The sequence below is a fragment of the Chryseobacterium sp. FW101-FHT12H09 genome, from assembly GCF_058790395.1.
Genome location: NZ_JBYTCP010000001.1, coordinates 1,176,459 through 1,192,460, shown reverse-complemented (window position 1 = coordinate 1,192,460; position 16,002 = coordinate 1,176,459). Strand labels below are relative to the sequence as shown.

The 16,002-nt window shown below is 32.8% G+C and carries 11 protein-coding genes; 2 read left to right on the top strand and 9 right to left on the bottom strand.

Annotation, left to right across the window (positions count from 1 at the left end; genetic code table 11):
• Positions 1–97: 97 nt before the first annotated feature.
• Positions 98–3,301: a DUF8818 domain-containing protein gene (locus AC3WRL_RS05445; protein WP_214833102.1), complete on the bottom strand. Its 3,204-nt coding sequence runs from the start codon at positions 3,299–3,301 to the stop codon at positions 98–100.
• Positions 3,302–3,479: 178 nt separating this feature from the next.
• Here AC3WRL_RS05445 and AC3WRL_RS05440 point away from each other — a divergent pair, with 178 nt between their 5' ends.
• Positions 3,480–4,322: a T9SS type A sorting domain-containing protein gene (locus tag AC3WRL_RS05440; RefSeq protein ID WP_214833100.1), complete on the top strand. Its 843-nt coding sequence runs from the start codon at positions 3,480–3,482 to the stop codon at positions 4,320–4,322.
• A 204-nt stretch (positions 4,323–4,526) separates the two neighbouring features.
• Entirely contained in the window at positions 4,527–5,297 is a 771-nt protein-coding gene (locus AC3WRL_RS05435) for a T9SS type A sorting domain-containing protein (protein ID WP_214833098.1), read from the top strand.
• A 79-nt stretch (positions 5,298–5,376) separates the two neighbouring features.
• Here the strand turns inward: AC3WRL_RS05435 and AC3WRL_RS05430 are convergent, their stop codons facing one another.
• From AC3WRL_RS05430 to AC3WRL_RS05395, 8 genes are all read right to left on the bottom strand, one after another.
• Positions 5,377–8,202, bottom strand: a complete 2,826-nt coding sequence (locus tag AC3WRL_RS05430; protein ID WP_261511053.1) for an aminopeptidase — start codon at positions 8,200–8,202, stop codon at positions 5,377–5,379.
• A gap of 56 nt (positions 8,203–8,258) precedes the next feature.
• Positions 8,259–9,626: an orotidine-5'-phosphate decarboxylase gene (gene pyrF / locus AC3WRL_RS05425; protein ID WP_214833096.1), complete on the bottom strand. Its 1,368-nt coding sequence runs from the start codon at positions 9,624–9,626 to the stop codon at positions 8,259–8,261.
• A 124-nt stretch (positions 9,627–9,750) separates the two neighbouring features.
• Positions 9,751–10,098: a YkvA family protein gene (locus AC3WRL_RS05420; protein ID WP_214833094.1), complete on the bottom strand. Its 348-nt coding sequence runs from the start codon at positions 10,096–10,098 to the stop codon at positions 9,751–9,753.
• A gap of 83 nt (positions 10,099–10,181) precedes the next feature.
• Positions 10,182–10,721 (bottom strand): TlpA family protein disulfide reductase, encoded by a 540-nt coding sequence (locus AC3WRL_RS05415; protein ID WP_492329872.1) that lies wholly within the window; start codon positions 10,719–10,721, stop codon positions 10,182–10,184.
• Complete coding sequence (locus AC3WRL_RS05410; protein ID WP_214833090.1) at positions 10,718–11,281, bottom strand: thioredoxin family protein; 564 nt, start codon at positions 11,279–11,281, stop codon at positions 10,718–10,720. The genes AC3WRL_RS05415 and AC3WRL_RS05410 overlap by 4 nt, the downstream gene beginning before the upstream one ends.
• An 18-nt stretch (positions 11,282–11,299) precedes the next feature.
• Entirely contained in the window at positions 11,300–12,370 is a 1,071-nt protein-coding gene (aroC, locus tag AC3WRL_RS05405) for a chorismate synthase (RefSeq protein WP_214833088.1), read from the bottom strand.
• Positions 12,371–12,560: 190 nt separating this feature from the next.
• On the bottom strand, positions 12,561–14,192 hold the full coding sequence (locus AC3WRL_RS05400; protein ID WP_492329871.1) for an LIC_10190 family membrane protein: 1,632 nt from the start codon (positions 14,190–14,192) through the stop codon (positions 12,561–12,563).
• A gap of 52 nt (positions 14,193–14,244) precedes the next feature.
• A complete protein-coding gene (locus tag AC3WRL_RS05395) occupies positions 14,245–14,796 on the bottom strand; it encodes a YMGG-like glycine zipper-containing protein (protein WP_261511055.1) in 552 nt (183 codons plus the stop codon).
• Between the last annotated feature and the right edge of the window lie 1,206 nt (positions 14,797–16,002).

Sequence of the window (16,002 nt, the reverse complement as noted above, 5' to 3'; positions counted from 1 at the left end):
GTGCAAATTTACGAAATTCTAAACTTTCATAGAGACAGATATTATCTATGGAAATTATCAGTAGAGAAATGACAGATTATTACTGTTTAATTATTGATTAGAAGCTTGCTTTCACCTGCATACTTCCGATATGTATGGTTCGGTCACCTGAATTCCGACCTTCATAGTTTAGGTTTAACTGTAAGAACGAGTTGATCGCTTGCTGAATAAAGACACTCCACACCTGGTTTTTTCCAGGTTTTAACCCGTCAAGCATTTGATTTCCTACTATACTGAAGTTATTTCCGGTGAAATTATTATTGATAAATGAGAAGTTTCCTCTAATGGATGTTTTTTTACGATCCCATTGTATAGTTCCGGTAACATCAAAAGCTTTTAACGATTCTTCACCATCTACTCTCTGTTTTTGGCGGAAAGCAGAAGAAAGCTCAGCTTGTATGGCGTCTGTAAATTTGTAAGTGGCTTTGGGTTTGGTTTCGAAATTATTTAATCTGTAATCTCTCGTTGTAAATAACTGTGATGAATTTTTAATATCGTGAACAGAATTCTCCCAATCTACTCTGAATTCTTTGTTGAACCAATACCCTAAATTTAAGAAATGGGAAGTCTGCTCCCGCTCTTCATTGCTGAAATTGGCATTGATGAGGTTGTCATTTGATATATATCTGTAATTTCCATTCCAACCTGATTTTTCAGTAGGATTAAACTGTACTGAGGCTAAGATATTTTGATTTTTTAAGATCTGATCGCTGTTTTTTTCGAATGGATTTATAACAAGGACCTTGTCTTTTTTATAGAAAGAGTTTTGAGAATTTAGTGAGATATTGAAATTCCAACGTTTTAAAAATGCGTTTTCGGAATTAAAAACGATGGCCGGATTGACAAATAAAGCCAACTGTATCTTATTCTTATTGGAAGGAATATATCGTACAGAGTTGGTATATACCCTGATATATTTGGCTAAGTCGGAATATTCTGCAATTTCGAACTCATCAAGCTGTTGAATACCATCGCCATTATAATCGGTCCATTTGTAGATTCCCTGGCCGTCTGTCACTTTAATATATTGGAATTCCCTTTGAGCCTCCTGTCCATTTCCAAGCTCATAGAAAGCCTGTAAGCGCATACCATTTCTGAAGAGCTGTTGGTTGTAAAGAATGTTTCCAACTACAAAATCATTATTTCTGCTTACCTCCATATCCTGCTGATTCTGATAGAAGAATTTTCTATAATGGATTAAAACATTTAAAGTAGTCTTTTCTGTTTTTATAAGCTGACTTTCTGCCATGATCCCCAAAATATTGTTCATATTTTGAAGCCTGTTATCACGAACCGAGTCATTATCTCTCATGTATACTTTAGCCAACAACTTCGTTCTTGTACTGTCACCGATCTTCTTTTGAACAAATAGTTCTTTCCAGCTGAAACTCGTAACATCCATTAATTGGGTGTCATTGTATTTCTTTTCATTATGCTCCATGCTTCCTCCAAAAGCCCAACTTCCTTTTTTACCTGTATATTCTGTAGAAGCACTCCCTCTGATAAACTTTGTATCCTGTTGGATGGCATTCGTATTCAGATACGATAAAGTTCCTTTGGTGAAAAATTTCCCTTTGATCCAGCCGAAATCTAAATCATTTTTAAAGCCTTTATAAGTATCCTGCTCATCTAAATAATTAAGACGATAGTTTAATGTTGATTTATTATTCCATTTGTTCAGGAAACTAAAAATAAATCTATTCTGAGTTCGCTGGCTGAATTCTTGAGTTAGGTTGAAATCTCTGGAAAATTCTACATCATTAATTCTGTCAAGAATATGAAATTGTTTATCAATATGCTGATATTCGAAACTCGGTGTTCCTTTCCAGTTGTCTTTTGTGAACGTTTTATTACCATAAATACGACCTGCATATCCTATATTCTGATCAGAGTCTTTAGAGGAAAACAAGTTAAGGTCGTAGTTGCTTAAGGCGATATCTGCGCCAATTTTACCGTCTTTCAATAAGAATTCAGAATTTGCTGAAAACACCTGCGATTTTTGTGGTGAAGGAAGTTTTCTTACAGCTCTGTAATCTCCGGAATTAGGACCCACATATTCAAAAACCCGACCATTATTAGTCGTTTGGGATAATTTATAATCCCCAAGATTAGGTCCGAAATAAGTGAAAGAGACCTGATAAAGTGTTTCAGTGGGGGCCGTGGAAAATTCATAATGACTACTTCCTCCGGAATTTTGAACTAAACGATATAAGATTTTATTAACATCATATTCGGTAATTACTCCAGACGGGGCGTACATCAAATTAGGATCATTCCCGGCATTGGCCAAAATCTGTTCATCCTCTTTAGATAAATTTAATGCCAGTGGGGCATTTTTATTATCATTTTCCATGAACCAGCTTAAACCTACTTTCATCTTTTCTCTTCTATGTTCAACCTTACCGGTGAATAGATATCTGGAGTAGTTTCTGTTGGTATAGTTATAAGAAATGGTGATGAAATTCTGTTGGAAAATAGGTCTGAAACTGGTAAAAGTAACTTCTCCTGTATTATAATTAATAGTATAATCCTGGTTCTCTCCACGTTTCATTAAAATACCATCAATAAATACCTGTTCAGAGCCGGAGATCAGAGTAATAAATTGCTCTCCATTTTTACCTGTTAAACGATAGGGCCCCTGGTTACCTTCAACTCCCTGAAAACGGACTCTGTGAAACTCACTTCGTGCAACTCCCATAGAAACATCAACAAACGTTTTGTTATCTTGTCCAAATTCGGTTTGGAACTGAAGTCCCATGCTTCGCCTTTGATATTTTGAAAAATAGTTTTTAGCTTCAACCAAATCCAAATGACCAGCTCTAAGAATTGATTTATCCTTTATATTAAGCTGCATATAGATTTTATCAAATTCCTCCAGGGTCTGCGTATATCCATCTGCCTGAATGGGAAGATTGTGATCTGAGATACTGGCTAATATGGTTACATCTTTAGAAAGCCTTCCTGAGATCTGAAGATCCATTGAACTCTGTACCGACTGCCCCTGATTATTACCAAAAGTAATCCCACGAATAATAGAACCTTTTGAATTTAATTCCCCTAGAAATCTCTTTTTATCATTTTTAGCAAGAACCGCTTCATCTACAATGATCCTGTTTCTTGTTCGTACAAAGTCCAATGTGTCTTTGGCAAAAATATCCTGTTCAAGCTTTGCAGCTAAAATACTATCCTTTTTTATGGTGTCTTCTGGAAGATTGGGATTTTTCCATGAGAAAATTTGAGCATTTGTTGTCAATGTGCCCATAATTAGAAACAAGAATACTAGAATAAAATTCCGCAAATTTTCCAAAATAATTGGTAAAAATACTTAAAAAATGTTAAAGGTGGACGGTTTAGCTTTATTAACAGAAAATTGCTCTAATTATTGTTTTTCGTCAAAAAATACCCTTAAGTTTGATATGAAAATTATTAAGAACACAAAGATGAAAAAGATCTATTCTCTATTTGTTGCTTTGGCAACTACTACAAGTGTGTATTCACAAACCGTAATTACCCAATGGAATTTTGATGGAAGTACAAATGCTGCGACAACAGGTTCTGGAGCTGCCACCATAGTAGTGGCAAGTGGTATACCATCGTTTCCTTCCGGGAATCCCGGTTCGGGTAAGTCATGGAGTGTTTCAGGCTTTCCGGCTCAGGGTTCCGGGTCTGGTACAGCAGGATTTAAATTTGCTGCCAGTACAGTAGGATACACTGGAATTTCTGTGTCACTTAGCATAGTGGGCTCTAATACGAGTTCTAAGTATTTCCAAATGCAATACACCATCAATGGTACAGATTGGGATAACGTAGGTATTGCAACGGAGGTTGGTTCAACTTCAGGTTCTAACTGGACGAGTATGAGCAATGCTATTCCTCCTACAGCCAACAATAATATCGATTTTGCGGTTAGAATTGTATCTGTATTCAATCCTTCTAATAACAATGTATACACACCGATTAGATCATCTTCGAATTATGCAACAGCAGGAGCAATAAGAGTGGATAATGTAACAATATCAGGAACAGGAAATACTTTAGCCGTTTCTAATATTAACAATTTGAAATATAATTTTATTAAAAACACATTCATTAAGGATGGTGGAATTACTTTCGGAACTCCAGTTAAAGATGTGAAAGTATATAATATATATGGTCAGATTGTGAAAACAGCTTCCATAAAAGAAAATGCAACTTTAAATGTTTCAGAATTACAAAAAGGAAACTATTTCGTTACAGGTATTGTGAATGGGCAACCGATCTCTCAAAAAGTCCTAATAGACTAATTTTTACTTTTCATAGATATTTAAAACAGTCACTTTTATAGTGGCTGTTTTTTCATGAATTATATAGCAAGATTTATGATGTTATAATCGATTGAATGTGAATTTTTTAGTACAGGATTATTAATGGAAATTTAATCTATTTACCGTTTTATCGTTTTAAAATACAAGTAATTTTGCCATACTAATTGTTAAAAAACAATAATTATGAAAAAAGTCTTTACAATTTTAAGCGTTACTGCATCATTGGTTTTTGCTACAGCGCAAAATTTAGTACAAAATCCAGGTTTTGAAACTGGAACCTTAGCACCATGGGCTGCTGGTTGGAACACATCCTATACTGCACCTGGTATTATAGCAGATGCTCACACTGGTTCTTTTGGAGCGAATTATGCAGCAACTGCAACAACTGGATTTTATCAAAATGTGAACGTTACTGCAGGACAACAGTACACCTTAAGCTTTTGGTTTAAGATAGGTGGGACAGGTAATGGAGGAAGAATCTGGAGTAACTTTTTAGATGCTGCAGATAATCCGATTAATTTAGTGTCAAATGCAGACAATGATCCATTAAGAACTAATAATCAGTATTTGCCTAAAAGTGCAGCATGGCAACAAAAGACAATTATATTTACTGTGCCTGCTAATGCTACAAGATTACAGTTACACCTTCGTGCATATAATAACTCGAGCGTAAGTTTTGATGATTTTTCGCTAACAACAGGAACATTAGCTATCGGAGAAGTTACAGCATCTAAGTACAGACTTGTTAAAAATACTTTGGTTAAAGATGATGGAATTACTTTCGGAGCTCAGGTTAAAAATGTAAAAGTATATAACATGTTCGGACAGGTTGTAAAAACTGCTTCTGTAAGAGAAAATGAAACTTTAAATGTTGCTGAATTACAGAAAGGAAATTATATCGTTACAGGTATGGTTAACAATGAACCGGTTTCTCAGAAAATCTTAATAGATTAATTTTACTTTTTTAGATTAAAAAACAGCCACTTTATAATGGCTGTTTTTATTTTATCATCGAATAAATTTTAAATGTAAATTAATACCAACCTCTTCTTGCGGCATTAATAATAGAACCCAGATTAAGAATTAAAGTATATCTGATTCGTCTTCCATAATCTTTAAATGCAGGTTCAAAACCTAAAGAGGATTGGATAGGGAAGTAGACTTCAAGAAAATCAGGAACGATCTTTATCTTGATGCCGCTGTCCCAGATAAACTGTGTAGGATTGTTTTTATTTTTATAAAGCCCACCATCTGCATAAATATGGAATATTTTCCAAACACTGGTATCTACATTAACAGAAGTGATCCATTGGTTGACAGTTCCCGGGATAAAAGATTTAAAACCACCATCAGCTAAAATAAACTGTTGAGATAAAAGCCCGCTATTTGCACTTTCCCCTAAGAGATTATAGGAAAAAGAATAATTTGAGACCCTGGAAATTCCATAATTAAATGTATTATTTCGTGTTTCGTTCCTTGCAAAATATCCTGCAAATACTCTGATACTTAGTTTTTGCCTTGGAGCAAATTCCCATCTATAAAATCCTTCTGCCGTTATTTTATTAAAATCTTCCATTCCCTGAGTACTAATGCTGAAACTCTTTTCATGGATCATTTGACTATCTGTGTATCCATATCCTACACTCCACAAGTTATATTTATCATAATCTCTATTGGCGATCCTTAAAGGACTTAGATCTCTTTCAAAATAGTTGTAAGATGCACTTACTCCTCTGCTTACCGTACTTCTAGGGTTTTTCCTAAAATTAATATTCGAAAAAATAGAACCCTTTCTGTAGGCAAGATCGTAGTCGTAGTGAAAATAAGATGCTGAAACACCAAAAGTCAGGCTTCGAATAATACTTTCTGCAGGAAGGAAAGAATAAGATACTGCTCCTGAACCTGTTAGTTTTCCTGTACCTGTACTGTATGTAGGAGTAAAGGAATAGAGGAATTTTTGATCGAAAAAAGATTGATTTTTTATATTAAATCCTAAAAGGAATTTATCATAGGTATTATTGAAACGGATTCTTGGGCTGATATAAATTTCATTAAACTCAGGATTCGGGATATCTTTTATAAGTTTTAGTTTAATTTTTTTTGCATTTGAAAATAAACCTTTGGAGTAAAGAAAATTATCCCGGTATTTTGATTCTGGGAAAATATAATCATTATTCAGTGTGATCTTGTAAATATCCAATGCCGGAATTGAAACTGTTTTTGTCATTTCATCTCCATCCGTTTCTACCCAGTATTCTTTCTTTTCGTCCTCTGTGGTTCTGGTTTCTAGTTTGACAGGAATAGGAGATAAGGTGTTTTTATTGATCTTAATATGCAAAGAGTCGTCCTGTTTTTTGAATTTCTGTAATTTAAAGTTGACCCTGTTTTTTTGTTTTAAAAAATCAGTTAGATAGCTCGTTCTACTATCTTTTTCTGAAAGCTCTTTTAAGAAATCTTTGGGATCGATTTGCTTGTCAGTGTTTTTAGCGATATAATTTTTTAGTAAACTGTTGAAATTCTCGTATCCCATTTTATCTGCAGAATAGTTGAATAAAGTTCCAGTTTCAAAACTACTTATAGCCATCACATTGAAGTTACTTAAGACGGCGAATTTCTCTCCGATTTTTTGATCGAGATTCTGAGACATGATATACTGATAGGTGAGGCCATAACGATCGATCAGCTTTACACTGGAAGCATGGAATAATTTCAAAGGCTTCATTCCAAAAATGGTAGCTTCTGGTAGTTTGCCTAAAAGCTTTGTTTCACCATAGAATTTTTTAAGGTATTGAATTTCTATATATGATTTCAATCCATTTTTAAACCAGTGGTTATCCTGTTTATCTGTAATAATACTTTCATCAAGAATTTTTTTGGCAATAATTCCCAAATAATCAAGATCTACCTTTTCTGCATCACTAAACAATTGAAACTTGAATTTCCAAAAGCTGATATCATTATTTCCAAAAAAATCTTCATCTCTTCTGAATTTCTCAGAAATAAATAATCTGCCAGGTATATAACCGATTTTTTCCTTGATAAATTTTAAATGCAATGGAAGATAAAATTCTAAATTTTCCTTTTCCTGGGGCTTCAGGGCATACCCAAATTGTACTTCCGTATCAATATCTCCGGTATTTATTTTTATGGAAGGATACTTATTTTGAGAGATCACAAACTCTGGATCTGAGTCTAAATATCCTTTAAAGTAATTGTGCTGAATTTCCGGTAAATTACTCTCAATAAAAGAATTGGTAGGGAGGTCAAATTTAACTATCCAATGGGTGTTAAAACTGATAGACTCTTCAATATCATGGTAATTTCTTTCAGAAATATTGTCCGGATCAAAATGATCCGGAACAATAAAGAAATATTTTAAGGCTATATCTTTGTCAGATGTACCATATCCTGTGAATGTTTTATCAGGAAGCTGCATGGTATATTGCAACTGTAACCTGATGCTTTTACCAGATAGTAATGGCTCATTCAGAGAGACAAAAAGATTTTCTTCGGATGTACTCTTGCTGATTGAAACAGTTTGGTCGTCAGAATCTTTGATATTTATCTCTAATAGCTTACCTACCTGTTCAGGTTTTGCGAAATGCAGATCATTATTTCGGTCTTCCAGTTTTCTGTAAACTAATGAGGTTCCTCTTTTCTGGTAAGCAGATACCCAATTTAATAGCTTTATGCTTTTTAAATCTTTTTCAGAATTGTTATAATAAACCAGTTCCTGCTTTATTTCCAGTGTTTTATTATCCAAAGATAATTTAGCTTCAATGTATATGCTGTCTTTTTTTTGTGCAGAAGCCTGTACAATTCCTAAAAATAAAATAAGACAAATAATAATCTTTCTCAATGTGGTGATAAAGGATCAAATATAACTTATTTTAAACAGATTTTGTAAATTTACTATTAAGCTTTTTTTAAGGAATTTACATAGGCATTCCAACCTTCATTTTTATAAGTTACAGCGGCTGATTCAGGATTTTCAGATTTGTAGATCCCTCTTCCTACAATAATAAAATCGGTGTGAAGATTTTTGAAGACGTGTTCCGGTGTATTATATTGCTGTCCTTTTCCATCCCCAGAATCTGCTAAATTTACCCCTGGAGTAAATAACAGTAGTTCTTCAGGGATCTGGTTCTGAGAAACCCCTCCGATAACATTAGGATGAGACAAAGATACTTTAAGAGCTTCTTCACGGTAGCTGTTTGTCGTTAATGTTCCTTTAGAAGACATTCCTATAATAGCAACAACGCCTACATTTTTGAAACAGTCTAAGGATTCAAAACCTCCGATTACCTGCGATGTTACAAAATCTGCCCAATCGGTGATTTTGAAAACACCACTTGTAAATTGTAATTCTTGAGTGTTTCCGATGTCTGCGAATTTTCTGTCTTCCATTAATAAAAACTGATGTTTTGCAGCTAATTCTTTTAATGGAGTAATTGTTTTTTCATACTCAAAATCAGAAATGATATCGATATGTGTTTTTAATGCAATAACGTGTGGACCTACTTTTTCAGCAAGCTCTAACAATTCCCTTGTTGTCGTTACATCTGCAGAAGCGATAAGGTTGGATTGTTTTGTAATAGCTAATTCTAATAATTTTTTAGAAACAGAATGTTGAGATGATTGTAATTTTTGCTCATAAGTGCTTCTTACTTTTTCTTCGAACTGAATGTGATTGCCTAAAAGAAAATCCTGAATTCTTTTTACCTCTTCATCGGAAAGTTCTCCGTTTTCCTGAAGAATAGTACAGACTTCTGAAATATTAAAAAGAGTGTGAACTCTGAAACCTTTACTTTCTAAAAGCTGTTTTCCACCTTGTTCTCTGTCAAGAACAACTACGATATCAGATACTTTAAGATCTTCTTGCTCAACTTCAGCGATGGTTTCTAACAAAGATTTTCCGGAAGTAATTACATCTTCTACCAAAAGACAGTTCTGGCCTTTCTGGTAAATCCCTTCAATCATTTTCTTGGTGCCATAATCTTTCGCTTCTTTTCTTTTAATAATAAGAGGAATATAGCTTTCCAATGACATTGCTGTAGCCATCGGAAGAGCAGCATAAGGAACTCCACATATTAAATCAAAATTATCCAAAGGAAGCATTTCCAATAAATAATTAGCTAGATTTTTTAAAATTTTAGGATCTGAAGCTAAAGGTCTTAGATCTACATAAAACGGACTTTCAATACCGCTTTTTAAAGTGAATCTCCCAAATTTAATGATTCCTAGCTTGTAGCACTCCAAAAAGAATTCTTTTTTACTTTCCATTATTTTTTATTAGATAGTGCAAATTTAAGGATTTGTAATAAGGCTTAAAAATTTATAGGTAAATTATAAATAAAAAGCCATTCCAAGAATATCGGAATGGCCTTAAATAATTGTTGTTTATAAATTATTCTACGATTTGAGCGTTGATTACTTTTGTACTTCCTGCATTTAATTTCTGTTCAGCTTCCCAAAGCAAAAATTTATCTACTTCTTTAATCAGTTTAGGAATAACCAGGTATAAAACCGCCAGATCATCCAACACCCCAAGAACAGGAACAGCTACTTCTGGAATTAAATCAATCGGAGAAATAATATATAAAATTCCTAACATAGGTAGAATGATATCAATGGACCTCATCGGATAGATTCCTCTTTTCCAATATTTGACCATTCTGAAAATGTCGGGTATTTTTTTTACAAAACCTTTATGGTTGATGGCCTCTTTAGCCAGATTTAATTTAGAATATTTCATTTTGTGTTTGGTTTAAATAAATTCTTGACGTAACAAAATTCGCAAATTCTATACCAAATAATTATAAAAATTCGTTAAAAGATTTATTTAATGATATTATCGATAAACTGATGGACTGATTCCGTATTCCAATCTCTGTAAGCATCTTCTTTTATAAGGATTCTCCCGGTTTTATCTAATAAGAATGTAGTAGGGAATACTTTTGGTAATAACTTTTCTGAAATTGGGCTCTGAGCAATGTATACGGGAACAGTATAATTATTTTCTTTAAGAAATTTTCTTACCGCTGATTCTTCATCTTTCATCGCGATCAACACAAAATCTACATTCCCTTTTCTTGTATCATACAATTTTTGAATCGTTGGCCATTCTTTCCTGCAGGGAGGACACCAGGTTCCCCAAAAATTTAAAAAAACAGGTTTATCTTTAAAGTTCTTAAGATTTGTACTGGGAACATTGATTCCCTGAAGGTCAATATCGTAATCATCTTTATTTATGGTAACTGCATTTTCAATGGCAGCAATAGGAAAAAACTGATCTTTCAGAAAATTTCTTACCCCCGGAATAAAAGCAATAATTCCAATAATAACAATAAGTACAAGGTAGATTATATTTTTTTTCATAATAATTCTAAAATTTCCTGAACTGCATCTTTACCTCTGTTTTTAGCATAATAAATCTGCAGATCATTATAGAACTGATCTTTGGGATAGCCTTCAGGATCAGCTTTATATTTTAACAATAATTCTTTGCCATATTTTGGACGTGGGCCCCAAGAGTTTTTTACCGTAAAATCATTATTTAAAATAATGACTTTTGGAATTGATTCTGTTCCGTTGGTAAGAAACTGGTTGATTAAAGTTTTATCACTGTCTCTTAGGAAGATTCTAACTTCGTTATGACCTTCAAAAAATTTCACAAAAGCAGGAACGGTTGCACTGGCATCTCCACACCATACTTCAGAAATAATTAAAATTTTGCCATCAAAGTTTTTAGATTGTAATATATTGAGCTGTTCCTCGTCTGGAATATACTTTTTTAAGGTTCTATCCATTCTCTGAAGACCCAGTTCATAATATTGTTTATAATCTATGTCGTTCTGATTGTCAGGGCTCTCAAGTCTTTGTCTTCCAATATGTACATATTCCTCAAAATTGATCCCTTTATCCCAATAATCTTTCATGACTGATATTATTTGTGTTTAAAAATTATTTAAATTTCTTGTCTTGTTAATTAAAAACAGATCAGCCAATACAAATGCAGCCAAACTTTCTACAACAGGGACAGCTCTTGGAACTACACATGGATCGTGTCTTCCTTTTCCTTCAACAATCACAGCGTTTCCATCTCTGTCGACACTGTCCTGAGGTCTTAAAATAGTGGCTACAGGTTTGAAGGCCACACGAAAATAAATATCCATTCCATTTGAAATTCCGCCCTGGATCCCACCTGAAAGATTAGATTTTGTAGTGAAGTCCTGGTTGAAAGCATCATTATGTTCTTTACCAGTCATTTTAGCACCGCAGAATCCGCTTCCATATTCAAAACCCTTACAGGCATTAATATTAAGCATAGCTTTAGCCAGTTCAGCTTGAAGTTTTGAGAAAATAGGCTCACCAATTCCTACAGGAACATTTTTAATGACGCAGGTAATGGTGCCTCCAATAGTATTTCCTTCTTTTTTTATCTCTTTAATTCTGGAGATCATCTTTTCAGCAGTCTCTGCATCCGGACAACGTACATCATTGCTTTCCGTTTTTGAGAAATCTAAATCCTGGTAAGGTTTTTCACAGAAAATATCGCCAACAGAAGACACATATGCGTTAATTTCTATATCAGATAACATTTGTTTTGCAAGTGCCCCAGCTACCACCCAATTGATAGTCTCTCTTGCCGAAGATTTTCCACCACCACGATAATCCCTTATTCCAAATTTTTGATCATACGTAAAGTCTGCATGACTTGGACGATATGCATTGGCAATATGATCATAATCTTTTGATTTTTGATTTTCATTTTCGATGGTAAAACCAATAGGAGTACCTGTGGTTTTTCCTTCAAATATTCCGGAAAGAAATTTTACGGTGTCACTTTCTTTTCGCTGAGTAACAATTGCTGACTGCCCAGGTTTACGGCGATCCAGTTCATATTGAATTTTATCAAAATCAACTGTTAATCCTGCCGGAAAGTTATTAATTATTCCACCATAAGCCACACCGTGACTTTCTCCAAATGTTGTAAGACTGAGAAGATTACCTAAAGTATTGAACATAGCACAAATTTACGGCTTTTTCTTAATATAATAATGCCTTTGTATTTGTTCTATTTATGGAAAGTAATGATAATATTCATAATAAGTTCCATACTCTCTTTTGAATGGTTGAAATTAATTGTGAATTACAGCTTTTCCAGAATTTTAAATTCAAAACTTCAAATGAAAATAAATATTAACGGGCGTCCTATTAATTAGGTTGAGTGGTCGTGTTAATGATATGGTTTACTTCTTTTTTCTCCTGGGTATTTATATTCTTCCAGATAAAACCCTGCTTGATTTTGTCTTTATTAATAAGCTGTGGGAAGATATGAGCTTTCGTATTATCAATAATTTGATAAGGAGTGATAGCGGGAAGGGGAGTGCCGAAATTATAAGGGTAGTTTTTAGAAACATTGAATTTGAGATTTCCAACCTTAAAAGAGTTAAAAGCTGTATACTTATATCTTGAGGGTTCGTAAATTTGCTTCTTTTCAAAATTTCCCATGAATTGAGCCATTTTGTAACTTGGAATATGGATGCCGATAAATAAAGGGAATGACAAAAAAGAAATAACAGATATGCTAACGATATAAAATGTAATTATTGATTTTTGTCGGGAGAAATAATGTGAAAACAGGATAAAGAAAACAACAAAAAATACATCTATAAAAAATCGATACTGAGCAGAAAATAAAAGTACAAGTATAGTTTTTATAACGAGCGAAATAGCAATTAAATAAACGACAGTATTCTTTTTTCTTATTGAAAATAGGATAAACGTAATGAGGCTTAGGATAAATAAAATATTGATCTTGGATTTAATTCCATTCAGGAAGAGCCAGTTTTTAGCATAATCCAGTGCTGAGAACTTTTGAATTTCTTCAAAAGAGTATTGCATATCATACGTTTTTTGAACGGCGAATTGAGAAGATATTTTTAAAAATTGCGGATTAGGCTTCCAATATACTCCAAGATCGCCAATAGGAACCGGAAAAACAGGATAACCAAATGTCCAGATGTTTTTAATAAAAAATAAAATAAGAACTAAACATCCCAGTATTAGATTTTTAAAATTTGACTTTATGATAAAAATCGAATAAAGTAAACTGAATATCGGAAGCCATATCATTGTTGGCTTTATGGTAAAAACAAAAATAGAAAATGCAAACAAAAGACTAGTCTTATTATTACCTGTAAGTACTTCATTTAATATAATCAATGAAAAAATGATCACGGGAAGATCAGGACTTGGAGACTGGGAAAACAAAAGCATGATGGGAACAAATACCAATTGGATCCACGATTTTTTTTCAACGATATAAAGCACATAAACGATTAGAATAATAACATTAATTCTTAAAAATGGATCACTGAAATTAGAAAATCCTGCCTGAAATATATGCCAAACCGACATTTGTCCCAGAGTCAGATCCAGATTTGATATGCCTTTAATCAGACCATATTCAGAAAGCCATTTTATAGATGGAACATAATATCCAAAATGATCTAATATATAAGGATAATAGGAGCCTGAAAAAAGTATGATCAACGATGTGGCTATGATTAACAGTGTATCTTTTTTAGTGAATTGGTAGAACTCGAGGTAGAGCCTGTCTTTAAAAAAGAAAAAAAGTCCAATTGTAATGGTGGATATCTCTACATATATATTAAGCGGAATAAAAAAGGCAAGAATAGTCCATATGATAGATATTGCGAAAATCCCGGATATGATTTTACCTGATATTCCCTGAAATAATGTTCCTGAAATTAACTCCACAATTCTTCCTAAACCTAATAAGGTCGAAATTATAATAATAGAAGAAAACAGAGTTAATATCATAAAAAAAGATTGCCTAAAAATAAGCAATCTTTTATTCTTTTATAAATAATTATTAATTTCGTGGTTGTACTCTACCATCTTTTCTATCTCCTGATCTTCCGATCGCATAACCAGTAGCTCCACCTACAACACCTCCAATTACAGCTCCCAATCCTCTGTTGTTCTTGCTAATAATAGCACCTGCTGCTGCACCACCAACTGTACCAATAATGGTTCCTTTGGCAGCTTTACTCATTCCTTTTTTCTTAGGTGCTTCCTGAGTGGTTCCTTGTGAAGAGTTACTTTCGTTGTTGGCATAAGACCCATTACTTGAATTTGATTCTCTATCTCTGTATACAGTTCTGGTTCTTGTAATTACTTTTGGCTCCGAATTTCTTGCAGCTGACTTGGCTTTATTGGATTCCACAATACTGTCTGCTTTTTTCTGAGATTCATAGGCCATCTTTTCTTTTTCGATAGCTAATTTTTGTTTTTCTATTTCAAGTTGTTTTGCCTGAAATTCAATTTTCTGCTGTTCCAGAGACTTTTCAGCCACCTGATCATCTTTTTTACAGGCTGTCATTAAAAATACTGATAAGAGACCTGTTAATACTATATTTTTCATAAATCAAATTTTTACAAGGTTGCCAAATCAAAAACGACTTTAGCTGTATAGTTATTTCCAATTTTGAAGCCAAGTTTTAGTTAAGTAATGTTAAAAAATCAAAAAGAAATCAAAAAATATGATTTAATGCTTTAAAAATTTCCGATAATAGATCATTAACTCTGGTATAACCCTCTGTTCTTGGTAGATATGTTTTTTACTATTTATAATTAAATCATAAGAAAGTTAATTTCTGGCAGAAGTTGTTAATTTCTAATATATCAGGCATGAAAATTGCGGCGGTATAATTAGCTTTTAATGATTAAAAAAGTTTATAGTCTTCTAAAATATTATTCATCAATGATCCTCAGTTGTATTACTGAGGATTTTTTTGTTAATAATGTAACCTTCATTTAATTATTAGTTTTAATTATATTCATATAAAATCTCTATTTTTGATTAGCAGATAACAGTAATATGAAAAAGATGTTTTTCAAAGTTTATATTTCATAGAATTATTTTACTTGTAGCATCCTGCTCATGCAGTAATAATATAGTGATAGAAGTACCATCAATATTAAAATTCTATGGCTGCCGGATATATATTCCTGTAAATGGAAAGAATAGGTAATTTGTAAAAAAATTTTATAAAATTAGTTCTATTATAGGATTTTATACAGTTTTTATTCACTGGTTTTAGAAATAAATGCTATTTTTAGATTTTGAAAAACTATAATTATGGAACTTTATGATTACTCATTTGTCTTAGGATCAAGCATTTTATTTCTTTCATCAATGCTTATTATCATAACATTTTACCTGATCCTTAGAAAAAAAAGCTATAAGTCGGGATTTTGGTGCTATAGTATTGATTTCCCACAGTCAAAGAAATATTGGAAAAGATGATATTCTAATTTTAAGATATTCTATTTCGATTCTAGAAATAGATTTTTTTTCATCATTTGTGTTTTTTGCGGCCTCTCTGGAGGCCGTTTGTAGTGATAATGGTGTCCTCATTTTAAGTATGTTTTTAGATTAATTAGTCTATTTGAGCTTTCTGATATCCATAGAAATCCAGATTATATTGGCAGTTAAATTAGAGTTATAATTGGATGTTTTCTTGTATTTTAATTCCTGAATTCTGTTATACACCGATGAATTCTCATTTTTTTTTAATCAACTGTTCTTTTATTTTTATAAAATTCCCACAAAAAATATTAGATTATA